The organism is Marinobacter alkalisoli, from assembly GCF_045449795.1.
Taxonomy (GTDB): Bacteria; Pseudomonadota; Gammaproteobacteria; order Pseudomonadales; family Oleiphilaceae; genus Marinobacter.
Genome location: NZ_JBJJLB010000006.1, coordinates 206,754 through 222,937, shown reverse-complemented (window position 1 = coordinate 222,937; position 16,184 = coordinate 206,754). Strand labels below are relative to the sequence as shown.

At 56.1% G+C, this 16,184-nt stretch carries 15 protein-coding genes; 11 read left to right on the top strand and 4 right to left on the bottom strand.

Annotated elements, in window-relative coordinates:
* Positions 1 to 51: 51 nt before the first annotated feature.
* A complete protein-coding gene (locus ACJO3M_RS02785) occupies positions 52 to 915 on the bottom strand; it encodes a transporter (protein ID WP_406999510.1) in 864 nt (287 codons plus the stop codon).
* Between the two features lie 257 nt (positions 916 to 1,172).
* Positions 1,173 to 2,522, bottom strand: a complete 1,350-nt coding sequence (locus tag ACJO3M_RS02780; protein ID WP_406999508.1) for a hypothetical protein — start codon at positions 2,520 to 2,522, stop codon at positions 1,173 to 1,175.
* A 333-nt stretch (positions 2,523 to 2,855) separates the two neighbouring features.
* Here ACJO3M_RS02780 and ACJO3M_RS02775 point away from each other — a divergent pair, with 333 nt between their 5' ends.
* The 3 genes from ACJO3M_RS02775 (at position 2,856) to ACJO3M_RS02765 (ending at position 5,257) form a co-directional block, all read left to right on the top strand.
* Positions 2,856 to 3,761, top strand: coding sequence for a hypothetical protein (locus ACJO3M_RS02775; protein WP_406999506.1), 906 nt, complete (start codon positions 2,856 to 2,858; stop codon positions 3,759 to 3,761).
* Positions 3,762 to 3,885: 124 nt separating this feature from the next.
* Positions 3,886 to 4,338, top strand: coding sequence for a carboxymuconolactone decarboxylase family protein (locus ACJO3M_RS02770; protein ID WP_406999504.1), 453 nt, complete (start codon positions 3,886 to 3,888; stop codon positions 4,336 to 4,338).
* A gap of 25 nt (positions 4,339 to 4,363) precedes the next feature.
* Positions 4,364 to 5,257: a sigma-70 family RNA polymerase sigma factor gene (locus tag ACJO3M_RS02765; RefSeq protein ID WP_406999503.1), complete on the top strand. Its 894-nt coding sequence runs from the start codon at positions 4,364 to 4,366 to the stop codon at positions 5,255 to 5,257.
* Between the two features lie 41 nt (positions 5,258 to 5,298).
* Here the strand turns inward: ACJO3M_RS02765 and ACJO3M_RS02760 are convergent, their stop codons facing one another.
* On the bottom strand, positions 5,299 to 6,207 hold the full coding sequence (locus ACJO3M_RS02760; protein WP_406999501.1) for a DMT family transporter: 909 nt from the start codon (positions 6,205 to 6,207) through the stop codon (positions 5,299 to 5,301).
* Positions 6,208 to 6,329: 122 nt separating this feature from the next.
* On the opposite strand from ACJO3M_RS02760, the gene ACJO3M_RS02755 reads away from it, so the two are divergent.
* Together ACJO3M_RS02755 and ACJO3M_RS02750 are read left to right on the top strand one after the other, a co-directional pair.
* A complete protein-coding gene (locus ACJO3M_RS02755) occupies positions 6,330 to 7,226 on the top strand; it encodes a LysR family transcriptional regulator (RefSeq protein WP_406999499.1) in 897 nt (298 codons plus the stop codon).
* Positions 7,227 to 7,357: 131 nt separating this feature from the next.
* Positions 7,358 to 7,984 carry an NAD(P)H-dependent oxidoreductase gene (locus ACJO3M_RS02750; protein ID WP_406999497.1) on the top strand — a complete coding sequence of 209 codons (627 nt, stop codon included), beginning with the start codon at positions 7,358 to 7,360 and terminating at the stop codon, positions 7,982 to 7,984.
* 47 nt (positions 7,985 to 8,031) lie between these two features.
* Here the strand turns inward: ACJO3M_RS02750 and ACJO3M_RS02745 are convergent, their stop codons facing one another.
* Complete coding sequence (locus ACJO3M_RS02745; protein WP_406999495.1) at positions 8,032 to 8,529, bottom strand: winged helix-turn-helix transcriptional regulator; 498 nt, start codon at positions 8,527 to 8,529, stop codon at positions 8,032 to 8,034.
* A gap of 163 nt (positions 8,530 to 8,692) precedes the next feature.
* Between ACJO3M_RS02745 and ACJO3M_RS02740 the strand changes: the two genes are divergently transcribed.
* The 6 genes from ACJO3M_RS02740 (at position 8,693) to glsB (ending at position 16,149) form a co-directional block, all read left to right on the top strand.
* Positions 8,693 to 9,541 (top strand): metal-dependent hydrolase, encoded by an 849-nt coding sequence (locus ACJO3M_RS02740; protein WP_406999493.1) that lies wholly within the window; start codon positions 8,693 to 8,695, stop codon positions 9,539 to 9,541.
* A 41-nt stretch (positions 9,542 to 9,582) separates the two neighbouring features.
* Positions 9,583 to 10,017, top strand: coding sequence for a PaaI family thioesterase (locus ACJO3M_RS02735; protein WP_406987089.1), 435 nt, complete (start codon positions 9,583 to 9,585; stop codon positions 10,015 to 10,017).
* A 223-nt stretch (positions 10,018 to 10,240) separates the two neighbouring features.
* Positions 10,241 to 11,980: a transporter substrate-binding domain-containing protein gene (locus ACJO3M_RS02730; RefSeq protein ID WP_406999491.1), complete on the top strand. Its 1,740-nt coding sequence runs from the start codon at positions 10,241 to 10,243 to the stop codon at positions 11,978 to 11,980.
* Positions 11,981 to 12,011: 31 nt separating this feature from the next.
* Entirely contained in the window at positions 12,012 to 13,421 is a 1,410-nt protein-coding gene (locus tag ACJO3M_RS02725; protein ID WP_406999489.1) for a sigma-54-dependent transcriptional regulator, read from the top strand.
* Between the two features lie 287 nt (positions 13,422 to 13,708).
* Entirely contained in the window at positions 13,709 to 15,178 is a 1,470-nt protein-coding gene (locus tag ACJO3M_RS02720) for an alanine/glycine:cation symporter family protein (protein WP_406999487.1), read from the top strand.
* A gap of 77 nt (positions 15,179 to 15,255) precedes the next feature.
* A complete protein-coding gene (gene glsB / locus ACJO3M_RS02715; protein WP_406999704.1) occupies positions 15,256 to 16,149 on the top strand; it encodes a glutaminase B in 894 nt (297 codons plus the stop codon).
* The last annotated feature ends 35 nt before the right edge of the window (positions 16,150 to 16,184 follow it).

Below are 16,184 nucleotides of genomic sequence, written 5' to 3'. Positions count from 1 at the left end.
GACCTCACTTCCAGGCGATTGAATGTCTGTTTCTATTTCACGCTGATAACGTTAAAAGCCGAAAGTGAACTGGGCGCTGAAGGTGTTGGTCTTCGAGCCGTTCTCCACACTGATGTCTTTTTTGTACTGAAGGCTCAGGAATTGATTTGCAGCCATTGCGAGACGTGTGGTCAGCTGCAATGCATGAGTCTCAAGCTCATTTTCGACGATGGTGTTGCTTGCTTCGGACTCGCCGCCTTTCAGGTAAAAGTGATCGAGAGAAACCAGCACGGAGGGAGTCAGGTCATAACTGAAGTGGGTTTCTACCGCGTATAGAGGGTCGCGTTTCAAGGTAATGCTTGCGGAGGAAAAATCGGTATTGTTGCTGAAGACCTCTACTGACGGGATTACTTCTACAATGAGTTTTCCGAAGCCCTTGGCCAGTCCGGTCTGCGCTTTGAACGACCACTGGTTACGGCCCAGGTTGAGAGGCTGGTCGTTGTCGTAATCACCCAGGGGTGCAGTCAGCCAGCCGGCTACTGCCCACCAGGATTGAGATTCATTGTCGCTGACCGGCCAGATTCCAGCCAGGAAAGTGGGGTCAGCCAGTCCTGAGGTGGATAAGGCATTGTTGCCAACATCCGCCCCATCAATGCTTACACGGCCAAAAGGAATGACCGCCTCGAAGATCGTGGGCATGGACATGAAGGTGGAATAGTGGACTGGCAGGAACACCCCGATATCCTGTTCCAGGTTCAGGTTGTCGCCCGCCTTCTCACCATCCACATAAAATGAGTTGGCTGATGTGCTGGTGTACAGAAACTGCATGGCAGATACGCCATCCGGTCGCGGGAGGTAGTCCCTTGGCTGCAAAGCGTTTGCCTGGGAAGAATAGAGTGCTGCCAGAAGGCAGGCGGTCACAGTACTGCGTAACATGGTTCGACTCCTTGTTATTGTTGGGGGCAGGTAAACCTGCAAGGTTGTGTTGTTGTGGTTCCGGGGGCATTGGTTACCCCCTACAGGAATGCTATGGAAGCAACTGATTCCTCTCTATTCGGGTAAACGAATGCACTTGGCAGGCGTGGTAGTGCGCATTCTGAAGCTGGGATAGAACTCTATTCAGGTTTTTGGAGGGACCCTGGTCCCGAAAGGCTCGGGAGGCCAAAAAAATGGGACCAGAGTAAGTCAGTGGATTAGCTTTCTTGAGGCAATGCTCCGACATCGCGGTCCCAGCCAACCAGTAACATGGTGGCAGCGATACCGAATAACAGACCGACCCAGGGTTCGAAGAATGCCAGTGCCGTACCAACCAGCAGTACGGTTCCTCTGGAAGCGTTGGTTTTGGGAATAGACATGGCGATGTAGGCGCAGGCAAACCCTGTCAGGATCAGAGTGAGCGACAGCGCAACACCCAGCAACGGCTTGAGTCCGGTTAGCAATGGCAGAAAAATAAACAGCAGGGGTATGCCCATCAGATAGTAGGAGATCAGGCCGTCGTGCAAGCTTCCCATGGAACGATGCCCCTGCTTCCAACGCTGCATGATGATGACATGTACTCCGGTCCATAAGGCCCCCTGGGTAGGGAAGAAGGGAGCCGAGAGTGCCATGATGCCGTTCCGAAGCGCAATCGACAAATGCGACCTGGTCGGATTAATGTCGATATGCTCGTCATTGCGATCCCGCAACCCCTCCTTGATGACTTCATTGCCAGTGACAAGGTCGCCGAAGAGAATGACGTAAGTAATCAGTGCCAGCGGCATACCTTCAATGAACATGGCCAGGGAAGGCCAGCCAATTGCGAACGGTGATACTTTGTTCCAGGCCTCCGAAACCGGCGGGATCATCACTCCCCACTCAATGTTGTAAATCACTTCACCAACCAGCGGCCCTACGGTAGCGGCTATGATGAATCCTGGCAGCAACCCCAGGGAGCCGATCAGAGCGATGAGGCGGGATCGTTCTTTCAGGCGTTGCATTGGAAGGGAAAACGCAAAAACCAGGCATACGGCACACGCCAGGGTAGTGGCTACAGGCTGTTGGAGCAGGAAACGGTCTGCGTCATCGATAAAGACCCGCTTCAGGGCTGCAATAGCGGCGCCCAGAACGATGCCCGCCTTCAGGGTATCTGGCAGCCAGAGCACAAAGCGTTTCCCCAACCCGCTGATGCCAAGAGCGAACAAGAGTAGGGCAAAATTGAGTGATATTGCCGTCATGGCCTGCCAACGCTGGCTTGGTTCATCGTAGCTATCAAGGACGAATGCCAGAACCAGGGGCAGGGCGGGTGTGATCCAGCCGGGTGCGTAAGGCTCACCAAAGACGATCAGTGCGGATGTCAGAAGCATCATATGGATCATCGAAATGGCGATGGCCTCTTCGAAGCTAAGTCCGAAGAAGGCAGTCATCAGGGGGACCAGTGCCATGCCGGTTGCGGCTGCAACGAATAAGCCCTGGAATGCCTCCGGCCAGTAAAATCGGGTGTGAAGAAACGGCAGGCGAAACGTGAATATCCCCCACCTCCATCCAGGTTTCTCGGGTTGGGTCATAGCATGCTCCGTATGATTTCGTCAGGTTTTCGGTAGATGTCGTGGTGACCGATCACACTAGCAATCCCCTTGTGGAGGCTCTATTCGGGTTGTCGCGCTGTCGCTTTCGCGAATATTGGCGTTTGTTGAGAAGGCGGGGCGGTCTCTATTCGGGTTTGGCCTTTGAGCAAGTTATGTTCGGGTACTGAGCCAGAGAGACTGGATGGTCAATGTCTCACAAGAGGTGAGGGCGATGTAGGGCACTGACCGGCGGCATGTTTTGTTACGGTCCCGGGTTTCGTATCGACCACCTGGGTGGTCACAATTCATGGAAAGCAAAATCAAGGACGTCCAATGTCGAATGCGCAGTCTGAATCTTATTCCTCCCAACCGCCTTCCGCCGCCCCCCGCAAGGTAAAGGCTGGCCCGCCCCTTAACTGGATTTCGGGATCCATCCGTTTGCTCCGCGAGAATTGGGCCGTGATTCTGTCGGCGTACTTTCTCGTGCTGGTGGTAACGACCTTGATCCAGTTCGGTGCTATGGAGCTGGTTTCCCGGGGTGGTTTTGTGGCAATTGCGCTGGCTGTGGTTGTCGGCATTTGGGTGAGTCTTGTTCTGAACGCCGGGATTATGGTCGTGTTTCATGGCGCGGCTGAGAAGCGCCCTCGGTTTTTAGACGTTTTTTCAGGGTTCAATGGCCACACCATTCTTTCACTCTTTCTGATGATGATCGCGATGGCGCTGGCCACCCTGGTACTGGGGTTTGTTGTTTACATGATCATGGAAGTCACCGGGTTTTCAGGCTCGATGTTTGGTTCATCCCGTATGGGCGGCTTTACGAATGGTGGATTTAACCCACAGGGTGCGGTGATCATGATGATCTTCACAGCTGTTGGCGGGTTTGCCGTGCTGGCAGTGTATGCGGCACTTTTCTGTTATGTGATTCCGCTTGTGGTTGTTTCACGACAGGGGGTGCTGGAAGCGATGGGTAACAGCTTTCGGGCGAGCTTCAAGAACCTCTTTGTGTTGTTCTTTTTTGCGGTGAATGCCGTTGTGTTCATGAATCTGGTGCTAGTCCCGGTGTTTGCTATCGGGGTTTCCAGCGTTTCCACGATTGTTATGGGGGTATTGGCGCTATTGACCTCGCTGGTCTGGGGCTCGGTACTTGGTGGCGCCTACTATTTCTCATTTCGTGATGTTCTGCTGACAAAGACCCCACCGCAAAGTGACGAGTCAGCGGAAAGTACGGTTCCTGCCTAAAGCCTCCACCGCTTGCCTGTCATAGAAAATACGCCCCGGTATGTCACAAACGCCGGGGCTGATTCGTCTACCTCTGTGAAACTATCCGTGGATATCATTCCACCCACCACAGAGGAGTAAGACAATGGAAATTCGCCTGAACGCTTATAAGGCCGGCCCGGACGCCATCGCGGCAATGACCGGACTGGAGGCGTACGTTCGCGATTGTGGGCTGGAGCACAGCCTGATCCACCTGGTAAAAACACGGGCATCCCAGATCAATGGCTGCGCCTATTGCCTGCACATGCACACCAGCGATGCCCGCGCGGCGGGTGAGAGCGAAGCACGGCTCTACCTGTTGTCTGCATGGCGTGAGTCCAGGCTCTATACGCCACGTGAACGGGCTGCGTTGGCCTGGACCGAGGCGTTGACCAACTTGCCAGACACCGGAGCCCCGACCCAGGATTACGAACAGGGCCTTGCGCATTTTACCGAGAAGGAGTTCGTCGACCTGACGCTGCTGATCGGCGCGATTAATGTCTGGAACCGGATCAGTGTGGGGTTTCGTGCGGTCCATCCGAACGACTGTGATTCATGACTAACTTTGCCAGGAGCCTAAGGCCATGACGGAACAGCCGGCCCGCCAGTTTGACCACTGGCGCCGTTACCTGACCGGCGTCGCGTACCGCATGCTGGGGTCGGTGACTGAGGCGGAGGATGTCGTGCAGGATGCATACCTGCGCTGGCACGATGCTGACCACCTGTCAGTCGCTGACGTGCGGGCTTACCTGACGACTGTCACCAGCCGGCTGTGCCTTGATCGCCTCCGGGCCGCTCACCGGCAACGGGAAATCTATGTTGGCCCCTGGTTGCCGGAGCCTCTTCTGGAGGCTCCGGATACTTCGGCGGACGCTGAAGCCCTGGCCAGTGACGTGTCCTTCGCCCTGATGCTGGCGCTGGAGCGTCTGTCGCCATTGGAACGTGCTGCGTTCCTGCTGCACGATGTGTTCGGGCTGGATTTCGGTCAGGTCGCCGTCAGTCTGGAACGCACTGAAGCAAGCTGTCGTCAACTCGCAAGCCGGGCCCGGAAAAGGGTGCAGGCCGCGCGACCGCGCTATCAGGTAACGCCTGGCGAGCACGGCCAACTGACTGATCGATTTTTTGACGCAGCCCAAAGTGGCGACGTTACAACGTTGAAAGCGTTGCTGAGCGAGAACGCCACTCTGCATACCGATGGTGGTGGTAAGAGGGTTGCAGCACGGCGTGTGATCTTCGGCGCCGATAAGATCAGCCGGTTCTTTGAAGGGCTTGCCCGCAAGTCGACATCGCCAAACCCGCGTTGGGCCAGCCCCGTTATCGTGAATGGACGACCGGGGTGGTTAACCATCGAAAAGGATGGGCTGCCCCAGGTCATGACTCTGGATGTGGCGAATGGTCGAATCCAGGCGGTGTATGTCGTGCGTAATCCGGACAAATTGCGGCACCTGTCTGATTGTCTGCCGGAGCAACCTGTCTAGGAATACCGAGTCTGCCAGGGGGCTCTTCCTTAAAATTGCCATTATCTGCCCGACACGCGATTGCTCATCTTCAGGCCAACGATCACTATCAACGCGCCAAGCCAGATGCTCAATGAGTACTGTTCGTTGAACCACACCACGCCGATGATTAATCCGAACACGGCCGCCACGGCGCCGAGCTGGCTGTAGAAAACCGGGTTGGAGCGTTTCTGGAGTTCGAAGGCGCAGAAGTAAGTTAGAGCAGTTAACAGCCCCTGCAAGATGATGACCCCCAGGAACTGATGGCCGAAGTCGTTCGAGACCAGCGGTGTTCCGATTGCCTGAGCGAACAGGCCAAGTGAGGCTGCGGAGGCGAGCAGAGTGCCGGCAGCCAGTGTCATCGGTTTTGTGTCGCCGGGCCAGGCTACGGAGCGATAGACATTGCCGATCGACAGCATGGCCGGGATGAGCAGGCCCAGGGCGAACCACAGGACATTCGCCTGGGGCATCTCTGAATGGCGCTGCAGAACAATCCAGGCGCAGGCGAGAACTGCGACCGACAGGCCGGTGAGCTTCGCCCAGCTGCGTTTTTCCAGGCCCATGGTTGTCGCAATCAGGAAAGTGAATATCGGCGGCAGGGCATACATGATGCCGGTGAAGCCGGAACCCAGCTTGGTGACCAGGTAGAAGGCGGTGGCGTTGGGGATTGCAATTCCGGTCAGGCCACTGATGAGGAAGTAGGTCGTCAGCCGTCTTTCGAACATCGCTCTGGGCTTCGCGGAACACAACAGAAGAACCGAACCGGCAATGAGCGTTTGCCAGAAGGCATAGGTGATGGCCGGTACGCCTTGCGCGGTTGCCGTTTTCGCCAGGGCCAGCATCAGTGCAATGAGAAAGCCATTGGCCACTAACAGGCCCCAGACCACAGTGAGGGGAGGGAACGTCAGGTGTTGCTTCAAGGCCATCATCATCGATCTGCTCCTGCGTGTGAGTGTGTAATGTCTGAGCATTAGTTTGCTGGAATGGATTCGATTGATAATTGGAGAGATCTGAATAACACTCATTCCAAATCAGAAAAAATACAGGAGTTGAGGTGGCCACCGACAAGCTAGTTGCCATGAGGATTTTTCGACGCGTCGCGGAACTGGGCAGTTTCACCAGGGCGGCGGATGATCTGGACATTACTGCTGCGACGGTCAGCAAGCACATTGCCTTCCTGGAGCAGGACATCGACACCCGGTTGATCAACCGGACCACGCGCCGGATGAATCTCACCGATGCCGGCCTGGTCTTCCTGAAACGAACCCAGGCCCTGCTGGACGAATTGGAAGATGCCGAGCTGGAGGTCAGGGGGATTCAGGCGGAGCCCCGGGGAACGATCCGGATCAATGTGCCCATGTCGTTTGGTCTGACCCACATCACCGAAGCCATCGACAGCTTCCTGAGCCGCTACCCGGACATTGACATTGATCTGCAGCTCAGTGATCGCATGGTCGATCTGGTAGAGCAGGGCGTTGATATTGCGATTCGGGTGCGCAGTGCGCTCTCGGATTCGAGCCTGCTGGCCAGGCCGCTCAGGAAATCCAGGAACATCGTGTGTGCCTCGCCGCAGTATCTGGAACGGGCGCCAGAGATCCGGTCGCCCGCCGATCTCGCCCGACATAACTGCCTGATGTTTACCCTTCACGACCGCCCCAGAATCTGGGAGCTGGGTGGCGAGGAAGTCACCGTGAACGGTAATCTACGAATCGACAGTAGCCTGGCGATCCGCCAAAGCCTGCTGCGGGGGATCGGAGTGGGGTTGCTGCCGCGCTTCCTGGTGCAGCAGGATATAGAGAGTGGGTCGCTGGTTCCCCTGCTCCAGGATTTTCCACCGAACGGGTACACCGTATTCGCGCTTTTCCCGCCAGGGCGCAAACAGCCGGTGAAAGTCAGAATGTTGCTGGATCATCTCGATCAACATCTCGGTGACAAACCCTATTGGGAGTAGGGTTGCACCAATTATTTCCTTTAAGGAAATTATGTAGTTCTATTTTGTCCGTTTAACAGACCTATGCAATTTCATAGAGTGGCCACTCCAACGGATCTCTGTACCCCTTCAACAAACGGAGGAGATGGCTAATGGATATACATGCAGCTCTGGATTGGCGCTATGCCGTCCGTGAATTTTCGTCCGATAAGCTGAGCAATCAGGTTGTTGGAACACTGGTCGATGCGGCACGGAAAAGTGCTTCCTCCTATGGTTTACAGCCCTACAAAATGATCGTGATTGAATCCCAAGCCGTGCGGAAGGATCTGTTGCCGTTTTCGTTTGGGCAACAAAAGGTGTTGGACTGCTCCCATCTGATCGTATTTGCCGCTGATACGGTCATCGGCGACCAAACCGTGGATCGTTACGTGAAGCAGTTGATGGAGGTCAGGGACGTTCCCTACGACGATGTCTCCGGCTATGCCGAGCACATGAAGCAGGCCCTGGCCTCCAAGTCGCCGGCACAGAAAAGGGAATGGGCGCATCAGCAAGCCTATATCGCGCTGGGGACATTGCTGACCGCAGCGGCAGTGCTGAAGATCGATAGCTGCCCCATGACAGGCTTCGATCACGGGGCCTATGACCAGGTTCTGGGGTTAACAGAGCAGGGCCTTGAAGCCTCAGCGATTGTGGCCTTGGGACATCGGAGCCCCAACGATAAAAGCGCCGGGCTGGCGAAGGTGCGGTTTGACTATGATGATGTGGTGATCCGGATGTGACCGATGATCCGCCAGATCAGACCGGAGCGTCTTATGTGCTATCGAACTCAGCCACCCTGGAAATCTGGGGTGGCGAGGGGAAGATCTGCGTTATCTTGCACGCCGTCCAGCATCGGCATCATGTCTCTGGGGTGGATTTCTTCGCCGCACTCCGTACAGCGTAACTCCGGGCTGGTTTTATGGCCGCAGGGTTTGTGGACATACTCCAGCTGCGGATGGCTGCCGTCTTCGTTCATCCAGGTGTTCCCCCACTTGGTAAGCGCCAGCATGACCGGGTAAAGCGCCAGCCCCGCTTCGGTCAGTTTGTACTCATAACGTTTTGGGGCTTCCTGGTACAGAACCTTCTTAAAGACCTTTTTCTCCACCAGCCGATTGAGACGATCCGAAAGCAGATGGCGGGTGATGCCGAGCTGTTTCTGAAAGTCTTCGAATCGGCAGGTGCGCAGGAATGCATTACGGATAATCAGTAGCGTCCAGCGATCACCCAGAATAGACAGGCTGCGCGCGACCGGGCAGCTTTTTTCTCCAAGTTCATGCCATTTCATGCTGATTTCCCCCTCGCTGTCTCAGGACAGTCTCGTCAGTGATGGCGTCGTTCAGATTGGGACAACTGCTATGCACGTTCTAAAAAGGTATGGACTGGAATAGTACCACAGGATAGGTTTGTGACGGTGAGTTCCATTTTAGAACGCAATGAGGACATCCGTTATGCCTACAGCCAACAACCAAGCTTCTACTTCGTTCCCGGTGCGACGCATGGATTATGAGTTCGACGACATGCCAAAGTACTGGTGTGATAACGAGCCATCCCTTACACACTATTTCACCGGGCTATCCACGCTCTTCCCAGAAGGCGAGTCTTACTTTGTACGTTCAGTGCGTGCACTGCGGCCCCTGGCGAAAGCCAACAAGCAACTGGATCGGGATATTGGCGCTTTTATCGGCCAGGAGGCGATGCACTCCAAGGAACATCATGCGTTTCATGTCAGTGCTCAGCAGTATGACCTGGATCCGGAGTCTCTGGAGCGCGTCACCGGTATTATCCTGAAGGGGATAGAATCCCTGTTTCCTGAAAAATGGAACTTGCTGATAACGGTGGGTCTGGAGCATTACACCGCCGTGCTGGTGACCACCATGATGAGAAGCACCCACACCCTGATGAACGACCAGACCATTCGTAATCTGTGGTTGTGGCACAGCATTGAGGAGACTGAACACAAGGCGGTCGCCTACGATCTGTACCAGTACCTTTACGGTGAAGGGCTCGCTGCCTACCTGCCGCGGGTTGCCATTTTCACGCTGAGCCTTGCACTGATCACGACCATGTCGACGGTGTATCACATTGTGCTGATGAAGCGTGATGGCCAGCTGTTCAATCTTAAATCCTGGCGCAGGTTCGCTGCTTTTGCCCAGCAGCACTACAAAATATTCATCCCTCAGTTTCTGGATTACTACCGGACGGATTTTCACCCGAACGATGTGGATGAATCCGATCTGGTTGCGCGAACCAGGGAAATGATTGGTCTGGGCGGCGAGGCCGCTAAAGCGGCCCACTGAGCATGACCATTGAACGTAATTGAATGAAGGAGTATCGAAAGATGATTGATCCAAAAGAGATGACCGGCCTCGAAATCATGCAGGCATTTGCCGAGGGCTTATTTCCTACGCCCGGAATCGCCAAGACCATCCCGATGAAACCTTCTGAGGTGGAGCATGGTCGCGTTGTGTTTATTGCCACGGCGGATGCCAGCCATACCAACCCGTTGGGCGGGGTGCATGGTGGCTTTGCCGCAACGGTTCTGGACTCTGTCACCGGGTGTGCGACCCACACGGTGCTGCAGGCGGGGGAGGGCTACGGTACAACCGACCTGAATATCAAGATGTGCCGGCCCATTCCGTTCAACACCAACATGATTGCTGAGGGAAAAGTCATCAACGCCGGTCGTTCGCTGGTGATTTCTGAGGGCTACCTCCGCGATGAAGCAGGTAAGCTGTATGCCCACGCGACAGCAACCAATATGATTGTTCGGTAAGTCATATACAAGGCCCCGGGAGTCTGCTCCCGGGGCAACCGTTGCCGACTCCTTCGCTTTCCATTGCGTACAGTATCTTTCCGAGAGCCCGGACGGGTGCTAGTCTGCGTTTCCGTCTGTCTCCATAAAACAGGCAGGCATACAGGCGATGATTACCGGACAAGGCTGAAACGAAATCTTGCCCATCTGGCGCCTTTTATCTTCCACTGGGCTGAAGCAGACAATGAAACGAGTGCAGTTTTTCTCAACGGACCAGGCCGCCATTCGTTGGCTTCAGCTGTTGTCACTGCTGTTGTGTGTAGTGACCTCGTTGTCGATTGAGGCAGCCCCGCTTGAGCGCAGCAAGCAGCAGATCATTGTGGGCGGAGACCACTATCATCCTCCCTATGAGTTTATCGACGAGAACGGCGAGCCCGCTGGCTACAATGTTGAGCTGACCCGGGCGATTGCCGAGGTCATGGGCATCAACGTCAAATTCGAGCTGGGCGAGTGGTCCGAGATGCGCAAAAGGTTTGTCGATGGCGAGATCGATGTGCTTCAGGGGATGTCGTATTCCGATGAGCGCGCCAAGGTCTTCGACTTCTCGCCACCCCATGCGATTGTGCATCAATCAATCTTTGCCCGGCGTGGCGATCCGGTTGTCGATGTGAGCGGCCTTAAGGGAAAAGAAGTCATCGTACAGCGTGGCGACATCATGGAGGATTACCTGATTGAGCATCAGGTCGGCGCCAGGCTGCTTCCTGTCGACACCCACGCCGACGCACTACGCTTGCTGGCCTCGGGGAAGGGGGATTATGCGCTGGTTGCCAATCTGCCGGCGCTCTACCTGACACAGCAATTGGGCCTGACCAACATCGTGCCGGTGGCGAGACCCTTCTCGTTGTCGTATGGATATGCTGTCAGGAAGGGGCAGTCCGATCTGCTGGCCCAGTTTTCCGAGGGGGTGGCGATTCTCAAGAATACGGGCCGTTATCAGGAGATCTACGACGAATGGCTGGGGCCGCTTAAAGAGGATGGCGGCATTCCATGGAAGCTGATCGGTCAGGTCGGCGCGGCCGTGTCCGGCACACTGCTGTTGATCCTGGGCAGTATTGTGATCTGGAACCGGACATTACAGCGGGAAGTGGACAGCCGTTCCAGGTCTCTGCGCGAACATCAACAGCAGTTGATCCAGGCCGACAAGATGACGTCACTGGGTGTGCTGGTCTCGGGTGTCGCTCATGAGATCAACAACCCAAGCAGCCTCCTGCTGCTGAACCTGCCGGTGCTACAGGACGCCTATGCAGATTGCCTGGACATACTTGATGCTCACTATCGCGAGCATGGAGATTTCATGCTCGGAGGGCTTGAGTACTCGCGTATGCGGGATGAGATTCCCCTTATGCTTGACGAAATGCTGGAAGGCAGCCAACGCATCAAACGAATTGTTGGCGACCTGAAGGACTTCTCCCGCGACGGCAGTACGGACCTGACCGAGATCCCGGATTTCAACGCCATCGTTGTGACCGCAATCCGGCTGGTGGACAATTCAATCCGCAAAGCGACATGTCATTTTGAGGTTAACTACGGTGCGGATCTGCCGGCAGTGAGGGGCAATGCCCAGCGGATCGAGCAGGTGGTGATCAACCTTATCGTGAATGCCTGCCAGGCGCTGGAAAATCCGCAGCAGGGTATATTTCTAAGAACCTATACCGATACTGATAAAATGGGGCAGCCCCAGGTATTGCTGGAGGTCAGGGATCAGGGCTGTGGTATGGCCCCCGACGTCATGAACCGTCTGACCGATCCGTTTTTTACCACCAAACGCGAGAGTGGTGGCACCGGTCTCGGGCTTTCGGTGTCGGCCGGTATTGTGCACGAACATCAGGGGCGACTGACCTTCGATTCCAAAGCAGGAGAGGGAACCACCGTTCGACTGTCTCTGCCGGCACTGCAGCCTGAAAGTTCCGACACAACCCCGTGAATATCCTCAGATGCGACTGGAGCCACGTTCGATGACGAAGAACCTGTACCCCACGTTTGGTGTGTTGCTGGTAGACGACGAGCCCTCGTTTCTGCGAAGTCTCGGGATTGCACTGGAACGCGGCGGTGGTATCACCAATATTCACCGTTGTCAGGACAGCCGCGACGTGATGGGTATACTGGCTCGGGAAAATATCGGCCTTGTGACGCTTGATCTGACCATGCCGCACATTGGTGGCGAAAAGCTGTTGCACCAGATTGTCGAGGAGCACCCGGATGTGGGTGTGATCGTCATCAGTGGGCTGAACCAGGTGGAAACAGCCGTCAATTGTATCAAGCTCGGCGCTTTCGACTATTTCGTCAAAACCGACGAGCAGGACCGGTTGATCGAGGGTATCAAGCGGGCTATCCGGCTGCAGGAGTTGCGGCAGGAAAACCAGGCCCTGCGCCGACATGTCCTCAATGACACGCTGGATTACCCCGAGGCTTTCGCGCCTATTATCACTGGTGATAAGGGTATGCGTTCAGTGTTCCAGTACCTGGAGTCGGTGGCGGTGAGCCGCGAGCCGATCCTGGTCTGCGGCGAAAGCGGGACCGGCAAGGAACTGATCGCCCGCGCGACACATACCCTGAGCGAACGCCCGGGATCGCTGGTCTGTGTCAATGTCGCCGGGCTCGATGACAACATGTTCGCGGACACCCTGTTCGGCCACCAGCGTGGTGCGTTTACCGGTGCCGACAGTGCGCGTGCCGGGATGATCGAGCAGGCAGCGGAAGGGACGCTGTTCCTCGACGAGATTGGCGATCTCAGTATGGCCTCCCAGGTCAAGCTGCTGCGGCTGCTGCAGGAGGGGGAATACTATCCCCTCGGTAGCGACCGTCCGAAACAGCTGCGGGCCAGGGTGCTGGTTGCAACCCATCAGGACCTGGCAAAGAAGCAGGCCGCGGGCGAGTTTCGCAAGGATCTATACTACCGCCTGCGTACCCACCATGTGCAGATACCTCCGTTAAGGCATCGCAAGCAGGATATCCCGTTGTTGCTGGAGCACTTTCTTGCCAAGGCTGCCGAGGAGATGGGTAAAACCAAGCCGGCTGTTCCAGGTGAACTGCCGGTGCTTCTGTCCAACTACGCCTTTCCCGGCAACGTGCGGGAGTTGCGGGCGATGGTGTATGACGCCGTGAGCGTTCACCGTTCCCGCATGTTGTCGATGAGTGTTTTCAAGCGAGCCATTGATTTTAATGATTCGGAAGCCCCTTGCGCGCCCGTCGAGCGCCGCTCTGTTTTCGTTGCTGATGAGCCGTTGCCGGCGCTGAGTGATGTGGCAGATTTGCTGGTTCAGGAGGCGATGAGGCGTGCCGAGGGTAACCAGTCCATTGCCTCGCGGCTGTTGGGCATCTCCCAGCCGGCGTTGAGCAAACGAATAAAAAAGCAGCAGTCCTGATCGCCATGGTGAAGGCTGAACCCCTATAACCTTTCGATCTGCTATAACCTCGCGAAACATTAGTAACTAATTGATAATTAAAGATTGATGTTTGCCTGCGTCGATTTTTGCCCCTTCAGGTTATACCCCTTCCACGTAAGCGACTTCCGCTCATCTCCGTTTTTTATTCTTTTTTAACAAGGGCTTAAGGAAGTTCTTCGAGCCTGGCGCAGTGCTTGCTCTATCTGTGGCGGCACCGTCGTTAGAGGGGTGCCGCACACTCACAACAACAAACGTGGAGGTTCCCGATGCTGGAACTATTCAACGACATCCTATGGGGCTATGTCCTTATCGCAATGCTGATCGCGGTCGGTATCGGTTTTACCGTCGCATCGCGCTTCGTACAGTTTCGTTACTTCGGCCGAATGTTTCGAATTTTTGGCACAGGCCAAGTGTTCAGTCGTGACAAGCAAGGCCACCTGAGCTCGTTCCAGGCGTTGCTGCTGTCTGTCGCCGGTCGCGTCGGCGGCGGCAATATCGCCGGCGTTGCGGTCGCCATCACCCTCGGTGGGCCCGGTGCCATATTCTGGATGTGGGTCGTCGGCCTGATGGGCATGGCGACCAGCTTCCTGGAGTGTACTCTCTCGCAGGCCTACAAGAAGGCCGAACCTGATGGCACCTTTCGTGGCGGCCCGGCTTATTACATCTCACGCGGGCTGGGGCAGAAGTGGAACTGGCTGGCGGTGGTCTATTCAATCCTGCTGCTAGTGACCTTTGGCTTCGGCTTCACTGCGCTGCAGTCATACTCCATCGCTACGTCATTCGAGGATGCCTTCGGTGTTCCCGTGCTTTACACCGGCATCGCGATGGCGATCACCGTCGGGGTGATCATCTTTGGTGGCGTCAAACGGATTGCCCGGACGGCTGAAGTACTGGTGCCGGTCATGGCATTTGGTTACCTGGCGATCGCGGTGGTCGTACTGGCAATGAATCTCGATCAGGTGCCTACGATGCTGGCGCTGATCGTCAAGAGCGCCTTCGGCCTGGAGCCTGCGGTCGGTGGTGGTATTGGCGCTGCCATACTGATGGGTGTGAAGCGGGGGCTGTTTTCCAACGAAGCGGGACTGGGCAGTGCGCCGAACGTCGCCGCCGTGGCCTATGTACCGCACCCGGTAAACCAGGGTGGGGTGCAGGCGCTCTCGGTGTTCATTGATACCCTTGTATTGTGTACCTGTACCGCGTTAATCATTCTCATGGGCACCGCCTACGACCCGACCCAGGGCAGCGATATCGGCGGGGTGGCGCTTACCCAGATGTCGCTGGCCAGTCATGTGGGTGAGTGGGGCCGCGAATTCGTCAGCATTGCGCTGCTGCTTTTCGGTTTCAGCACCATTCTTTACAACTACTACCTGGGCGAGAACAGCCTCAACTTCTTTAGCGAAGAGAATCGCACGCTGTTCAACGTTTTCCGCATCGCCGTTATCGGCCTGTGTGGCTGGGGTGCAACTACCGACCTGGGAACCGTATTCGGGTTTGCAGACGTGACGATGGGCTTGCTGGCACTGGCGAACCTGCTTGCGTTGATCATGCTGATGCAGCCAGGACTGAGGATCCTGCGTGATTTCGATGACCAGGTAGAAGCCGGTATCAAGCAACCGGTTTTCGATGCCGCCAACTTTGCCGATCTCGATATCGACGCCGCAGCCTGGAAGATCGAACCTGAAGACCGACAAAGGGCTGCCCCGTTCGTTGCTGAAAGCATTGCAGCTACGCGGTGAATCTGTTGGCGCAATTTCCGGGCGTGAGGATGGCTTCGCGCCTGGGCAAATCATCGACGATTGACGGACCTGAAAACATGCAGGAGTGGCTGGAAGGTATTCACCAACAGGCGCGTACCCGGCTCGGCCAAGGGCAGGTTGCGAGCTATATTCCGGCGCTGTCAAAGCAGGATGCAAATCGCTTCGGTATTGCGATTTGCACCAACGACGGCCGCGTTTACGCGGCTGGCGATGCCCGGGAGTCATTTTCGGTCCAGAGTATATCGAAGGTGTTTCTGCTGACTCTGTCGCTACGCGCCATCGGCAACGCACTCTGGGAGCGGGTCGGGCTCAATCCTTCGGGCATGCCGTTCAACTCCCTGACGCAGCTTGAGGCGGAACGGGGCAAGCCGCGAAATCCATTCATCAACGCCGGTGCAATCGTCGTTGCCGACTCATTGGTCAGCGCCTTCGCGACGCCGGCGCAGGTCATCCAGGATGTGGCGCGGCGTCTGTCTGGCAATTCGTCCATCCTGATCGATCGGAGTGTTCTGGCCTCGGAATGGGAACACCGTTCGCGGAATGCCGCGGTGGCCTATTTGACGAAAGCGTTCGGCAACATCCATAACGAGGTTGATGATGTGCTCCACGCTTATTTCGCCTGCTGTTCGCTAAACATGAGTTGCGTTGATCTGGCGGTGGCGCTGAACTACCTGGCCGCAGAGGGATATTCGCGACAGGCGGACGAGCAATTCGTGGCACCGGAACTGGCACGCAGAATCAATTCTCTACTGTTTACCTCCGGTATGTACGATGCTGCTGGTGAGTTTGCCTACCGTGTCGGTCTACCGGCCAAGAGTGGCGTCGGTGGCGGCATCGTGGCGATCGTGCCGGGCCGCTTCTCCGTTTGTGTCTGGTCGCCGGCGCTCGACGATAACGGCAATTCGGTGGCGGCCCAGTATGCGTTGGAGCTGCTGTCGGACAGTCTTTAAATACTGCTCACCTCAACCCAACGCCACTGATCAGG